Annotated in this window: 12 protein-coding genes; 7 read left to right on the top strand and 5 right to left on the bottom strand. The window is 51.3% G+C overall.

The window, feature by feature from the left end:
- The first annotated feature begins 38 nt into the window (after window positions 1-38).
- The 7 genes from artJ (at window position 39) to sanA (ending at window position 7,370) form a co-directional block, all read left to right on the top strand.
- A complete protein-coding gene (gene artJ, locus M2403_RS16795; protein WP_101075960.1) occupies window positions 39-770 on the top strand; it encodes an arginine ABC transporter substrate-binding protein in 732 nt (243 codons plus the stop codon).
- Between the two features lie 12 nt (window positions 771-782).
- Window positions 783-1,499, top strand: a complete 717-nt coding sequence (gene artQ, locus M2403_RS16790) for an arginine ABC transporter permease ArtQ (protein WP_152324221.1) — start codon at window positions 783-785, stop codon at window positions 1,497-1,499.
- Complete coding sequence (artM, locus tag M2403_RS16785; protein ID WP_259230188.1) at window positions 1,499-2,167, top strand: arginine ABC transporter permease ArtM; 669 nt, start codon at window positions 1,499-1,501, stop codon at window positions 2,165-2,167. Before artQ ends, artM begins: the two co-directional genes overlap by 1 nt.
- Window positions 2,168-2,392: 225 nt before the next feature.
- The gene (locus M2403_RS16780) at window positions 2,393-3,127 is read left to right on the top strand and encodes an arginine ABC transporter substrate-binding protein (RefSeq protein ID WP_152324222.1); all 735 of its coding nucleotides are present in this window, start codon (window positions 2,393-2,395) and stop codon (window positions 3,125-3,127) included.
- 350 nt (window positions 3,128-3,477) lie between these two features.
- The gene (gene cdd, locus M2403_RS16775) at window positions 3,478-4,362 is read left to right on the top strand and encodes a cytidine deaminase (protein WP_152324223.1); all 885 of its coding nucleotides are present in this window, start codon (window positions 3,478-3,480) and stop codon (window positions 4,360-4,362) included.
- 158 nt (window positions 4,363-4,520) lie between these two features.
- Entirely contained in the window at window positions 4,521-6,218 is a 1,698-nt protein-coding gene (locus M2403_RS16770) for an NAD-dependent malic enzyme (protein WP_152324224.1), read from the top strand.
- A 228-nt stretch (window positions 6,219-6,446) separates the two neighbouring features.
- Window positions 6,447-7,370 carry an outer membrane permeability protein SanA gene (gene sanA / locus M2403_RS16765; RefSeq protein ID WP_259230187.1) on the top strand — a complete coding sequence of 308 codons (924 nt, stop codon included), beginning with the start codon at window positions 6,447-6,449 and terminating at the stop codon, window positions 7,368-7,370.
- Between the two features lie 62 nt (window positions 7,371-7,432).
- On the opposite strand, the gene mglC is transcribed toward sanA, so the two are convergent.
- From mglC to yeiB, 5 genes are all read right to left on the bottom strand, one after another.
- On the bottom strand, window positions 7,433-8,443 hold the full coding sequence (mglC, locus tag M2403_RS16760) for a galactose/methyl galactoside ABC transporter permease MglC (RefSeq protein WP_120163900.1): 1,011 nt from the start codon (window positions 8,441-8,443) through the stop codon (window positions 7,433-7,435).
- An 18-nt stretch (window positions 8,444-8,461) separates the two neighbouring features.
- Window positions 8,462-9,997, bottom strand: coding sequence for a galactose/methyl galactoside ABC transporter ATP-binding protein MglA (mglA, locus tag M2403_RS16755; protein WP_152324226.1), 1,536 nt, complete (start codon window positions 9,995-9,997; stop codon window positions 8,462-8,464).
- A gap of 246 nt (window positions 9,998-10,243) precedes the next feature.
- Window positions 10,244-11,242 carry a galactose/glucose ABC transporter substrate-binding protein MglB gene (mglB, locus tag M2403_RS16750; RefSeq protein ID WP_259230186.1) on the bottom strand — a complete coding sequence of 333 codons (999 nt, stop codon included), beginning with the start codon at window positions 11,240-11,242 and terminating at the stop codon, window positions 10,244-10,246.
- A 251-nt stretch (window positions 11,243-11,493) separates the two neighbouring features.
- The gene (gene galS, locus M2403_RS16745; RefSeq protein WP_152324227.1) at window positions 11,494-12,525 is read right to left on the bottom strand and encodes an HTH-type transcriptional regulator GalS; all 1,032 of its coding nucleotides are present in this window, start codon (window positions 12,523-12,525) and stop codon (window positions 11,494-11,496) included.
- Window positions 12,526-12,795: 270 nt separating this feature from the next.
- A complete protein-coding gene (gene yeiB / locus M2403_RS16740; RefSeq protein ID WP_259230185.1) occupies window positions 12,796-13,950 on the bottom strand; it encodes a DUF418 domain-containing protein YeiB in 1,155 nt (384 codons plus the stop codon).
- Window positions 13,951-14,129: the final 179 nt, after the last annotated feature.

Raw genomic sequence — 14,129 nt, 5'->3', positions numbered from 1 at the left:
TATCAACATATTGATTGATGTTTTCTACGGAGTAAGCGATGAAAAAATTAGTAATTGCCGCGGTTCTGGCGACCGTCAGTTTGTCTGCCAGCGCTGCTGATACCATCCGTTTCGCGATGGAAGCGTCTTATCCTCCGTTTGAGTTTGTAGACTCCAGCAATCAGATTCAGGGCTTCGATGTCGATCTGGCCAACGCCATGTGTAAAGAGATGCAGGCTACCTGCACATTCACAAACCAGGCCTTCGACAGTCTGATCCCAAGCCTGAAATTCCGTCGTTTTGATGCGGTTATTTCCGGTATGGACATCACGCCAGAACGTGAAAAACAAGTGTCTTTCACCAACGCTTACTATGATAACTCCGCTATTTTCATCGCTCACGCTGGCCAGTTCGCTGACGTTGCGGCGCTGAAGGGGAAACGCGTCGGGATGCAAAACGGCACCACTCACCAGAAATTCCTGATGGATAAACATCCGGAAATTACTGCCGTGCCTTACGACAGCTATCAGAATGCCGTGCTGGATCTGAAAAATGGTCGTCTGGACGCTGTGTTCGGTGATACCGCCGTAGTCAACGAATGGCTGAAGCAGAACAAAAATCTGGCCGCTGTAGGAGACAAAATCACTGATCCAACTTACTTCGGTACCGGTCTGGGTGTTGCTGTTCGTCAGAACAACACCGAACTGCTGACTAAACTCAATGATGCTCTGGCAAAAGTGAAAGCAGACGGCACTTACAAGACACTGTATTCAAAATGGTTCCAGCAATAAGTTTGCCTATCAATGACTGAATTCCAACCTTTAGCAAGCGCCGCCGGGATGACCGTCGGCCTTGCCGTTTGTGCGCTGGTCCTCGGCCTGATTCTGGCGATGATCTTCGCAGTTTGGGAATCTGCGCCGTGGAAGCCACTTAGCTGGCTCGGTACGGCGTGGGTCACTGTGCTGCGCGGTCTGCCGGAAATTCTGGTGGTGCTGTTCATCTACTTCGGGTCGTCACAATTGCTGATGGTGCTCGCGGATGGCTTTAGCCTTAACCTCGGCCTGTTCTCAGTGCCGATAAAGCTGCCCATCGAAAACTTTGAAGTCAGCCCGTTTGTCTGTGGTGTCATCGCCCTTTCGCTGCTGTATTCCGCTTATGCTTCGCAGACACTGCGAGGAGCGCTGAAAGCCGTCCCTCAAGGCCAGTGGGAATCCGGTCAGGTGCTGGGCATGAAAAAATCGGCGATTTTCTTCCGCCTGATCATGCCGCAAATGTGGCGTCACGCACTGCCGGGCCTGAGCAATCAGTGGCTGGTTCTGCTCAAAGACACCGCGCTGGTGTCGCTGATCAGCGTGAATGATTTGATGCTGCAAACCAAAAGCATCGCCACGCGGACACAAGAACCTTTTACCTGGTACGTGATTGCGGCCTGCATTTATCTGATTGTCACCCTGTTCAGCCAGTTCGTAATTAAGCGCATCGAACTGCGTACCACCCGCTTTGAACGGAGTGCTTCCTGATGTGGGAATATCTACCTGAAGTCCTGAAAGGATTGCACACCAGCCTGACACTGACCGTGGCGGCGCTGATTGTTGCGCTGCTGCTGGCGATGATTTTCACCGTGATTCTGACGCTGAAAGTGCCGGTCGCCAGCCAGATTGTGAAAGGCTATATCACGCTGTTTACCGGTACGCCGCTGCTGGTGCAAATCTTCCTGATTTACTACGGGCCGGGCCAGTTTCCGTCTATTCGTGAAATCCCGTGGTTGTGGGAATTGCTGTCACAGCCATGGCTTTGCGCGATGTTTGCGCTTGCGCTCAACAGTGCCGCGTATACCACGCAGCTTTTTACCGGTGCGGTGCGCGCTATTCCTTCCGGCCAGTGGCAGTCCTGCGAAGCACTGGGCATGTCCAAACCGCAGACCCTGCGCATTCTGCTGCCGTACGCGTTTAAGCGCGCACTGTCGTCGTATTCCAACGAAGTGGTGCTGGTCTTTAAAAGTACCTCGCTGGCCTACACCATTACGCTGATGGATGTGATGGGCCACAGCCAGCTGATGTATGGCCGGACTTATGACGTGATGGTCTTCGGCGCAGCCGGTCTGGTTTATCTGTGCGTCAACGGATTGCTGACCCTGATGATGCGTCTGATTGAACGCCGTGCGCTGGCATTTGAACGCCGCAACTGATTAAGCAGAAAATATCTGAAGGGACGAGAAATCGTCCCTTTTTTTGTGCCTGTAAAACCGTTCCTGCGCTGATTTATAATTTTTTAATCAAATTAATTGCATATAAATTCATTTAATGGCAATTTAATTACCGGTCTCACTTCCTGCCAGTTACCCGATTACATTAATAAAATCAGTAAACTGTACCGTGAAGGGAATGTCATTTTTTAAACAGGAATGTATTGCATGAAAAAGCTGATCCTCGCTGCCCTTTTGTCTGCCACTGCTTTTGCTGCCACCGCTGCGGATACCCTTCGTTTCGGGACTTCCGCTACGTATCCGCCGTTTGAATCGATCGGTGCTGATAACCAGATTATCGGTTTTGATATCGATCTGGCTAATGCGCTGTGTAAGCAGATGCAGGAAACCTGCACCTTTACCAATCAGCCGTTCGACGGTCTGATCCCGGCGCTTAAATTCCGTCGTTTCGATGTGATTATTTCCGGCATGGACATCACCGAAGAGCGCAGCAAGCAGGTCACGTTTACCCAACCTTACTACGCCAATACCGCGATGATCATCGGGCCGAAAGGAAAATACTCTTCCATCGCCGATCTGAAAGGCAAACGTGTCGGTCTTGAAAACGGCACTACCCACCAGAAATATCTGATGGAAAAACATCCTGAGATCACCACCGTCGGGTATGACAGCTATCAGAATGCGATTCTGGATCTGAAAAGTGGTCGTCTGGACGGGCTGTTGGGCGATACCGCCGTGCTGAATGGCTGGCTGAAATCCAACCCGAATCTCGGTGAAGTCGGCGAACTGATTAAAGATCCGCAATACTTTGGTACCGGCGTGGGTATGGCAGTGCGTCCTGATAATAAGGAACTGCTGGCGAAACTGAATACGGCGCTGGAAGGTATTAAAGCCAACGGCGAATTCCAGAAGATCAATGACAAGTGGTTCCCTTCCCACTGATTCCCCGTCATCCTTCGAGCTGACTCTGCCTTGTCCACGTTACCCGCCCCATCAATGGGTCTCGCTCCTGAAGGAGCCGCAGCAAGCAGCGTTCCAGTCTGCTCCCGGCAGATGGGTCACTCACCCCGGCCACATACTGATGTATGCTCCCGGGGTTCACTCAGTTGCCACCTGGATTCAACCCGGATGATGTTGGGGAAAGGAATAAAAAGGCGACTGTTCTGCGTAACATCTCTCAAAAATGTAATGACTAAGAACTTATTACATCAAAAAAGTGACATTCATCACACTACATTCATGGAATGACTTTTACACTGTTCAACCGTAATCACTGTCGAGATCGAATGTTTATGCACGCACGTTTTCATACCGCCTTTGCGGCACTCACTGAAAATTTATCCTCCGCGCTTGAGCCATTTCTGCGACATGACGACTTTCCGGCAATGTTCTCTGCGGCGGATGTTGCACAGATAAAACAAGAGACAGGATTGAATGACGACGCGCTGGCATTCGCCCTGTTACCGCTGGCAGCAGCCTGTTCCGTCACGCCGATTTCGCATTTCAACGTGGGCGCAATTGCCCGCGGAATCTCCGGTAATCTGTATTTCGGGGCCAACATGGAATTTGCCGGTGCGCCGATGCAGCAAACTGTTCATGCTGAACAATCTGCGGTCACACACGCCTGGCTGCGTGGCGAAACGCGTCTGGCCTCAATCACCGTCAATTACACGCCTTGCGGCCATTGCCGTCAGTTTATGAATGAACTGACCAGCGGCACGGCGCTGGATATCCATCTGCCGGATCGCGATGTCGCCACGCTCGGCGACTATCTGCCGCATTCGTTCGGGCCGAAGGATCTGGATATCACCACGCTGCTGATGGATAAAGTCGATCACGGTTACACGCTGAAAACCCACGATGCGCTGGCTGCGCATGCGCTGGATGCCTGCAACCAGAGCCATGCACCGTACAGCAAATCGCACAGCGGCGTGGCACTGGAAACGCTTAACGGCAAACAGTTTGCCGGGCGTTACGCGGAAAACGCCGCTTTCAACCCAAGCCTGCCTCCGCTACAGGCGGCATTAATCCTGCTGAACCTGTCCGGCGAAGACTGCCTGAAAGTCCGTCGCGCCGTGCTGGTCGAACAGGAAGGCGCATTGATCACCCAAAATGACGCCACCCGCGCCACGCTGAAAGCCATCGGCTGCGAAGACGTCACCACACTGAACTGCTGAAACTACCGGGTTTCGTGATCTACCTAACACTAATGACTACGTTCCTGTAGTCATTAGTTACATAACATTGTCTGATTTGAATTCCCCGTTTCCTCTCTGTTACCCTTTCGTCTCTAAACTATAAAAATTAACATTCTGAGCACCGGAAGAGTAAAACGATGGAACTTGAATACGAAAGCAAACGTCCCCTGTACATCCCTCACGCTGGCCCAATCCTGTTAGAATTCCCGTTACTGAATAAAGGCAGCGCTTTTACCGAAGAAGAGCGCAGCAATTTCAACCTTCACGGCCTGTTGCCTGAAGCCGTTGAAACGATTGAAGAACAGGCCGATCGCGCCTACCGCCAGTTCCAGAATTTCAAAACTGACATCGATAAACATATCTATCTGCGTAATATTCAGGACACTAACGAGACGCTGTTTTACCGCCTTCTCGACAGCCATCTCAGCGAAATGATGCCGGTGATTTATACTCCGACCGTCGGCGAAGCCTGCGAGCATTTCTCTGATATCTACCGCCGCGCCCGTGGCCTGTTTATCTCTTATCCGAACCGCGCGCACATCGACGACATGCTGCAAAACGCCACCAAACAACACGTCAAAGTGGTCGTGGTGACTGACGGCGAACGTATTCTGGGCCTGGGCGATCAGGGTATCGGCGGTATGGGCATTCCTATCGGTAAATTGTCTTTGTATACCGCGTGCGGCGGCATCAGCCCGGCATATACCCTGCCAGTTGTGCTGGATGCAGGCACCAACAACCCGCAACTGCTCAACGATCCGCTGTACATGGGCTGGCGTCACCCGCGCATCACCGGCGAAGAGTACGAAGCCTTTGTCGACCAGTTCATTCAGGCGGTAAAAATCCGCTGGCCGAACGTGCTGTTGCAGTTCGAAGATTTCGCGCAGAAGAACGCCATGCCGATCCTCGAACGTTACCGCGACGAACTTTGCTGCTTTAACGATGATATTCAGGGCACAGCGTCCGTGGCACTGGGCAGCCTGATTGCTGCCAGCAAAGCCGCCGGCGGTAAGCTGAGTGACCAGACCGTTGCCTTCCTCGGTGCAGGTTCTGCCGGGTGTGGTATCGCAGAGCAAATTGTTGCACAGATGAAATCCGAAGGCCTGAGTGAAGAAGAAGCCCGTGCGAAAGTCTTCATGGTTGACCGCTTCGGCCTGCTAACCGACAAACTGCCTAACCTGCTGGATTTCCAGAGCAAACTGGTGCAGAAAAGCAGCGCACTGGCAAACTGGGGCATGGCGAACGACAGCATTTCATTGCTGGACGTGGTGCGTCATGCCAAGCCGACGGTGCTTATCGGGGTTTCCGGCCAGCCGGGTCTGTTCACCGAAGAAATCATCCGTGAAATGCACAAACACTGTGCGCGTCCGGTGGTGATGCCGCTGAGTAACCCGACATCACGCGTAGAAGCGACACCCGCCGATATCCTCAACTGGACGGACGGTGCGGCGCTGGTCGCCACCGGCAGCCCGTTTGCGCCGGTAAGCCATAAAGGCACGCTTTACCCTATCGCCCAGTGCAACAACTCCTTTATCTTCCCGGGCATCGGTCTGGGTGTCATTGCCTCAGGCGCAACGCGCGTGACTGACGGTATGCTGATGGCCGCTAGCCGGACGCTGGCCGAATGTTCACCGCTGGCAACCGAAGGTAAAGGCTCGCTGCTGCCGGACGTCGATGATATTCAGGGCGTGTCCAAATGCATCGCGCTGGAAGTGGGTAAAGCCGCGCAGTTGCAGGGTGTGGCGATGGTGACATCGGAAGATACGCTGTCGAAAGCGATTGAACACAACTTCTGGGCACCGCAATATCGCAGTTATAAACGCACTTCATTCTGATAGCGTTTAGGTCATAAGCTGACTGACCATGATCCAGACCAATGCCTTGTGCATTGGTCTTATTTTTCGTCTAAATTGCAGCCCGTTACGCAGATTCGAAAGTAATTGCCTGAAAAGTGCTGAAAAAACCCGCGATGCCGGTGGTTACAGAGTGCGACGTATTGCGTCCCCTAAACAGGTAAAGTAGCCTTGGATCCGTTTTCAATCCGATCATAAACAGGGATACCTATGATTAAGCGACTTATAGCTGGCGTTACCGGCATCGTTATTCTGATGCTGGCGGTCGCTATCGGGCTTGATCAGTGGATAAGCCTGCGCACCCAGCCTTACATTTATGACGAAGTGCAGACCCTGCCTCACCGCCAGGTTGGCGTCGTTCTGGGCACTTCCAAGTATTACCGTACCGGCGTCATCAATCAGTATTACCTTTACCGCATTCAGGGCGCGATCAACGCCTACAACAGCGGCAAAGTGAAATACCTGCTGCTGAGCGGCGACAATGCACAGCAAAGCTACAACGAACCGAGCACCATGCGCCGGGATCTGATCGCCGCCGGCATTCCAGCCAGTGACATCGTGCTCGACTATGCCGGGTTCCGGACGCTCGACTCCATCGTGCGCACCCGTAAAGTTTTCGACACCAACGATTTCATCATCATTACCCAGCGTTTCCATTGTGAACGAGCGTTGTTTATCGCACTGCACATGGGTATTCAGGCGCAGTGTTTTGCCGTGCCTTCACCGAAAAATATGCTCAGCGTGCGCAGCCGCGAGATCTTCGCCCGCCTCGGCGCGCTGACGGATTTGTATCTGCTTAAACGCGAACCCCGCTTCCTCGGGCCGCTGATCCCCATTCCCGCGGTGCACAATATTCCCGACGATGCACAGGGTTATCCGGCAGTGACACCTGAACAAGTGCTGGCCCTGCAACAGCAGCTGGAAGCCGAGAAGAAAGCCGCCATCGCCAAAGCCGCAGCCGACAAGGCAGCAGCAGATAAAGCGGCTGCGGACAAAGCCGCCGCAGAGGAAGCCGCAAAACTGAAAGCTGAGCAGGAAGCCAATGAAGCCGCTCAGGCCGAAACTGAGGATGCCGCACCGGCATCCCGGCCTGAACCGCCGAAACCGGTGGGCAGAAATCCGTTCAGGCAGTAAGAACCGAATTTACGACAGCAAAAAGGCCGCATAAGCGGCCTTCTCTTTTATAACCCGATCATTTATTTCTTCTTGGCGTATTTCAAAGAGTCCAGCGCCACCGCGAAGATGATGATGCTGCCTTTGATAATGTACTGCCAGTAAGGGTTAACGCCGATATAGGTCAGACCGTAGTTGATGACGGTGAATATCAGCACACCAGTTACGACCCCGGCCACAGAACCCACACCACCGGCAAATGACACGCCGCCGACCACGCAGGCGGCGATAGCATCAAGTTCATACATAAAGCCGAGGTTGTTGGTTGCACTGCCGATACGCCCTGCTTCCAGCAACCCCCCGAAGGCATAGAACACACCTGACAGCGCATAAATCATGATCAGGTTTAACGGTACGTTAACGCCTGAAACTTTCGCCGCTTCCGGGTTGCCGCCGATGGCGAAGATGTTCTTACCAAAACGTGTTTTGTTCCACAGCACCCAGACGAAGGCGATAGCAATGACTGCGTAGAAGGTGATGTAGGAAAGCTTCAGGCCGCCCAGATGGATAAAGCCCTGTGCGAACTTCGAAAAGCCCGGATCAAAACCGGCAATCGGTGAGGAGCCTACATAGTCGTAATACAGGGAGTTAATCCCGTAAACGATAATCATGGTACCCAACGTGGTGATAAACGGCGTTACGTTCAGGTAAGCAATGATAATGCCGTTAAGCAAACCGATCAGCGCACCAACAATACACACGGTCAGGATAACCAGCGGGATCGGCACCACTTCCAGATGCGGGAAGACTTTGTTGACGTTATCCATCGCCTGCAACATGGTTGCCGCGACAACCGCCGCTAAACCGACCTGACGACCGGCTGACAAGTCAGTACCCTGCGTGACAATCAGCCCCGCCACGCCGAGCGCAATAATCACGCGCACAGAAGATTGCGTAAGAATGTTACTCAGGTTAACCAGACTGAGGAAGCTTGGATCCTGAATGATAATAATGGCCAGCAAGACCAGCAATACCACATAAATCCCGCCCTCTTTTAAATAAGTGAGCACGCTTTTCTTATTTAATGCTTTCATAATAAGAACCCTTAAAAATTAGAGATGCAAGGAGGCCAGGCGTAATATTTCGTTCTGCGAAGTCGTTTTTGTTTCAACAATACCCGCAACCTGTCCATTACTCATAACCAATATTCTGTCAGTAATACCCAGCAACTCAGGCATTTCAGAGGAGATAATAATGATCCCCTTCTCTTTTTTAGCCAACTCGGTGATTAACTGGTAAATTTCAAATTTAGCGCCAACGTCAATCCCGCGAGTTGGTTCATCCAGCATTAATATTTCAGGATTGGTTAATAGCCAGCGCCCGATAATGACTTTTTGCTGGTTCCCGCCAGACAAAGAGCCAATACTGGTTTTATGCCCTGGCGTTTTCACCCGCATGGAATCGATAACCCACTGGGTATCACTTTTCATGCGAGTGGTATCGAGCAATCCGGCTTTATTTTTATATTGACGGATGTTCGAAATCAGCGAGTTAAAACCGATATCCAGATAGGCATAAATACCGGTGGAACGACGCTCTTCAGTCACCAGCGCAAACCCGTGATTAATGGCTTCATTGGCGCTGTGATTATTAATTTTTTTGCCGTGCAGTTTAATGGTTCCGGAAACTTTCTCACGGATGCCAAATAATGTCTCGACGATATCTGTACGTTTCGCACCAACCAGACCGGCAATCCCGAGAATTTCTCCTTTATGTAAATCAAAGGAAATATCACGGATCGAAGGCTGACGTAGTGAAGTCAGATTACGCACTTCAAGGATCACTTCACCCGGCACGTTCTGGCGATCCGGGAAGCGCTGACTCAGTGAGCGGCCTACCATCATGGAAATGATTCTGTCCATGTCGAGGCCTTCCAGCGGCTGAGTCGCAATCCACTGGCCGTCACGCAGGATGGTGATTTCATCACACAGCTGGAAAATTTCTTCCATCTTATGAGAGATATACACAATGCCGCAGCCGCGATCTTTCAGCTTACGGATAATCGTGAACAGGTGGTTCACTTCTTTTTCCGTCAGGGAAGATGTCGGTTCATCCATAATGACGATTTTGGCATTGTAGGAAAACGCCTTGGCGATTTCGATCATCTGCATCTGGGAAACAGACAATTTACCGACCTTGTCACGCGGGTCGATATCAATATCCAGCTCATCAAAAATCGCTTTAGTGTCTTTGTACATTTTGTCCTGATCGACAAAAATACCTTTAGTCGGATAACGTCCCAGCCACATGTTGTCCATGACCGTACGCTGTAACACCAGGTTTAATTCCTGATGCACCATCGACACACCTTGTTCAAGCGCTTCTTTGGAGCTTTTAAAATTGACTTCCTGTCCCTGAAATAGAATCGTACCGGAGTCTTTACTGTAAATTCCGAAAAGGCATTTTAATAATGTGGATTTACCCGCGCCATTTTCCCCCATTAAGGCATGGATGGAATGCGGACGCACTTTTAAATTCACATTATCTAACGCCTTAACGCCCGGGAATGATTTATTAATGCCGCTCATTTCCAGCAGAAATTCACCTGGCTTTTCTGTTTTTGTGTCAGATAACGAAATATCGGCCATAGTTGTACCTGGCTAAAGATAAAAATAAACGGATGTATTAATACCTGATGTCAGTAATGCAGCCGGTAAGCGAACCTGCCGGCTGCATTATGACATGACGTCCTGTCAGACAAGCATTAACGTCTTATAACACTTACTGTTTTTTTACGGCTTAACCGCAATATTAATTGCCACTGCTTAGCTTTGTTTTTCTTTATTGCTGTCTGTCAGTCTTAATACTTACTGCGTAAAGCTAAAAAGTCCGTCTTATTTGGTGAAAGTAGACAGGTTATCTTTATCTACAGCCACGTAAGGAATACGAACGACTTTATTTTCAACTTTCCAGTTGGTGCCATCGGCTGCTGATTTACCTTCAGCCAGATTTTTAGCCAGCTCAAATGTTGCTTTAGCCTGGTTGCTTGCATCGTTGAGCACAGTACCGGCCATCGCACCAGATTTAACCAGTGCCAGCGCTTCTGGTAACGCATCCACACCGAAGACCGGAATGCTGGATTTGTTATGCGATTTCAGTGCTTCTACAGCGCCCATTGCCATTGCATCGTTGTTGGCGATAACCACTTCGATTTTGTTAGCGTTAGGACCGGACAGCCAGGCGTCCATTTTGTCTTTCGCCTGAGCGGTGTCCCACATTGCTGTATCAAGTTGCAGCTGATCAGTTTTCAGGCCTTCTTTACCATTCAAAGTGCTGATGACGTATTTGGTACGCGCTTCAGCATCCGGATGGCCAGGTTCGCCTTTGATAAGCACATACTGGATCACGCCGTCTTTGTTCAAATCCCAGGCCGGGTTCGCTTTCCAGTGTTTAGCGATCAGCTCACCCTGAATAACGCCAGACTCTTTAGAGTCAGTCCCGACGTAATACGCTTTGTCGTAGCTGTCTAAATCTTTACGGGAAGGTTCTTTGTTATAGAAAACGACAGGAATTCCAGCACCGCGGGCTTTCTCAATAATGACCGGGGCAGCAGCCGGGTCAACCAGGTTAATGGCCAGGGCTTTAACCCCTTTCGCCAGCATAACGTCAACCTGGTCGTTCTGGGTGGACTGGCTGTTTTGCGAGTCATTCATCAGCAGTTGCACATCTGGAGAAGCTTTTGCATCTTTCTCGATGGCTTTGCGCACTTCAGACATGAAGTTGTCATCGTATTTATAGATGGTGACACCGATTTTAGTATCAGCAGCGTGTGCGGCAAAACCAAACATCATGCTCGCAGCCAGAGTAGCCAGTGTGAAAACCTTTTTATTCATTTGTATCTCCGGTTATGTAGGGTGTTACAGAATTTGGCACCGGAAATCCCTGCGGGAGCAGTACAGCTCCACGTCATGATTGTGGGTGCCTGCCATCCTTGACTTATAACGTCCTGACTCGCTGTGAAACCAGTCCGGTAACGCCGGACACAAAGTGAATCATGTTGAAAACGAATGCATCATAAAGGCCGCGATGTTAATAAACTGTGAAAGTTCTCACAGATTGAAAACGGTTACATCGCGTTATTTGATCAATAAGTGACGGGTGCCACATTTTGCCACGGCGCCACTGAATGGCGTCTGACCAGTGTCGGCATAAAACAATGCGAAACGCCCGTAGCTAACTGTTCTGCCGCACCTTTTAATGCCAGTTCGGTGGCGAGCGTCGCCATTGAGACAATCGGGTAACGCACCGTTGTCATTTTCGGGCTGGTGTACCGGGCAATCGGAATATCGTCGAAACCTACCAGTGAGAAATCGTCAGGAATGTTAATTCCGTTTTCTTTCAACACTGCCATCGCCCCCGCCGCCATCGAATCGTTATACGTGAAGACTGCGCTCAGATGCAGATTGCGTCCGAGGAGTTCAACCATCGCTGCCTCTCCGCCCTGCAAATCCGGCGAACTTTGCGCGCGCCAGGCCGCGGGAGGAGCAACGGCTGAATGATGCGCCTGCGTCATGGCCTGTAAATAACCCTGATAGCGCTGCAAATCATCTTCAATGCCGTGGCTTGAGCCGATATAGCCGATGCGCTGATGTCCCTGAGACAGCAACAGACGCGTGGCCATTTCTGCCCCGCTGACGTTATTGAGCCACACGCAGCGATGCTCGTAGCCCGGAATAACGCGGTTAATCAGCACCATGCCGGAAACCTGATCCATAAAGCGAGAAAGCTCATCATCACCAAGCGCCTTGGAATGCACGATGAGCGCGTTACAGCGCTGGCGGATCAAAACTTCAATGGCATGCCTTTCTTTTTCGGCAATGTGATAGCTGTTACCTATCAGAACGTATTTCTGATGCTGCTGCGCGACGGTATCAACCGCTTTCACCAGCGCGCCAAAAAAGGGATCTGATACGTCCATCACGACCACGCCGATGGTGTCGCTGGTTTGCGTTGCCAGCGCCTGTGCGTTGGCGTTAGGCCGGTATCCCAGCGTGGCGACGGCCTGCAAAACCTGCTCGCGGGCTTCTTTACTGGCGATAGACGGATTGTTCAGAACACGGGAAACAGTGGCGACAGACACGCCCGCCAGACGGGCGACATCACGAATGGTGACCATTTGTCGCTCCGTCATCAGCCAGAGAGTGGTACGGAGGAATACGGAAATGGTTAACCCAGGAGGTAAAAAATGCAGACAAAGAGAAGCGAGGTGAAGTGCTCATGGCGTTTCCTTTTTTAGTGTAGTGGTCGTCAGACTGGCACGACCGCTATCCTAAACATTTTGCGATAACGCCTGCGTGAATCACGTCACAGGAAAGAAAACGTTTACATACAATTCTGCAACGTCCATCTCAAATCTATAATTTAGGGTGATATATCAGCACACACCTCAAGCCGCTTTCATCTCAACGCCCGAGGCTTTAATGGTCAGTTTTCGCCATAGCCATTCCAGAGGCCCCTGACGGAAATAACGTAGCCACAGCAGCGTTACCAGCAGGTTGCACGCCCAGACCAGCGGCACCATCGCCAGCAGTTGCAGCCGGTCGAAGTGCAGGAAGAAGCCGAAGAAATTGAAGAACGTGGTGCATATCAGCGTCTGTAACAGGTAATTGGTCAGCGCCATGCGGCCAACCTGAGAAATCCAGTGAACCAGCCGCCAGCGCGAAATCACCGACCAGAAGCCATAACACAGCGCCAGATAGCTGACGGCCTGCATCAGCGAGCCAATTTCACGTGGAACCTGCAACAAAAAGCCGCTCCAGCGGTAATCCCAGCCGCTCTTCCATTGCAGGTAAATCGCCGGAATTTGTATCATCAATGAAAGCGGTAACAGCGCCGCCGCCACTTTGCGGTAATGCCGCTCGCTGAATTCGCCTTTCAGCCATCCACTGCGCATCAGCCCGGAGCCGATTAACATTGCGCCCGCCAGTTCCCAGCCGTATTGCGCACCAATCGCCAGCAAACTTGAAGATAAGAGATCCAGCCGGTTGTGAATAGCTTCCCAGCCGCCTTTCAGCCGCCAGTATTGCTCATACTGAATTTCAGCCGGTCCCGGCAGCCAAAAACTTCCCGCTTTGGGCGAAGAAATCACGCCCAAAATCGCCAGTACCGCGACGCCGATGAGATACAAAATAATCCCGGTCGAAACCAGCGACTGGCTGCTGCGCCCTTCCCTTACCATACGCCAGCACACCAGACCAATCAGTCCGTAGGACAGCAGAATGTCGCCATCCCACAACAATGTGGCGTGGATCAGGCCGCACAATAATAAAATCGAAAGACGCGACTGGATCCAGTGTTTGCCACGCGGCATCAGCAAATACAAACCGCCGCCAAACAGCATGGCAAACATCATCAGGAATTTACCCTGCGCGACGGCGTCGAGCACCGCCCAGGTCCAGACGTCAGAAGCTGAAGGAAGACCGGCATAGGCCGGATTCAGATAGGCGGCCTTCGGTAAGCCGAACGCGCTGATGTTGAGCAGAAGAATGCCAAAAATGGCCAGGCCACGGGCAAAATCGAGTGTGGCAATACGTGAGCGCACCCGGAGATTCCTTTTGAGGATTATTTAGATTTTAAGAATAAGTGAAGAGAATCATCGGAGCTACTCTTCAGGTAAATGAAGTTACAGCAAGACAGCAAGTAAGGAGAGCCCGATGAGCTGACACAAGTCAGTGATTCGGGTCTCCGAACGCGGCGAACGCAGCTGCAGCTTTATTTACG

It is taken from the genome of Rahnella sp. BIGb0603 (genome assembly GCF_024808755.1).
GTDB classification, from domain to species: Bacteria; Pseudomonadota; Gammaproteobacteria; order Enterobacterales; family Enterobacteriaceae; genus Rahnella; species Rahnella contaminans.
Note: the sequence above shows the minus strand (reverse complement) of the source record. Positions and strands in the feature narration are given on the sequence as shown.

Bases quoted from the DNA above. Each gene is read 5' to 3' on its own strand.
- M2403_RS16780 (WP_152324222.1), top strand. From the start codon at position 2,393: ATGAAAAAGCTGATCCTCGCTGCCCTTTTGTCTGCCACTGCTTTTGCT.
- mglC (WP_120163900.1), bottom strand. From the start codon at position 8,443: ATGAAAGCATTAAATAAGAAAAGCGTGCTCACTTATTTAAAAGAGGGC.
- mglB (WP_259230186.1), bottom strand. From the start codon at position 11,242: ATGAATAAAAAGGTTTTCACACTGGCTACTCTGGCTGCGAGCATGATG.
- artQ (WP_152324221.1), top strand. From the start codon at position 783: ATGACTGAATTCCAACCTTTAGCAAGCGCCGCCGGGATGACCGTCGGC.
- artM (WP_259230188.1), top strand. From the start codon at position 1,499: ATGTGGGAATATCTACCTGAAGTCCTGAAAGGATTGCACACCAGCCTG.
- M2403_RS16770 (WP_152324224.1), top strand. From the start codon at position 4,521: ATGGAACTTGAATACGAAAGCAAACGTCCCCTGTACATCCCTCACGCT.
- mglA (WP_152324226.1), bottom strand. From the start codon at position 9,997: ATGGCCGATATTTCGTTATCTGACACAAAAACAGAAAAGCCAGGTGAA.
- sanA (WP_259230187.1), top strand. From the start codon at position 6,447: ATGATTAAGCGACTTATAGCTGGCGTTACCGGCATCGTTATTCTGATG.
- cdd (WP_152324223.1), top strand. From the start codon at position 3,478: ATGCACGCACGTTTTCATACCGCCTTTGCGGCACTCACTGAAAATTTA.
- galS (WP_152324227.1), bottom strand. From the start codon at position 12,525: ATGGTCACCATTCGTGATGTCGCCCGTCTGGCGGGCGTGTCTGTCGCC.
- artJ (WP_101075960.1), top strand. From the start codon at position 39: ATGAAAAAATTAGTAATTGCCGCGGTTCTGGCGACCGTCAGTTTGTCT.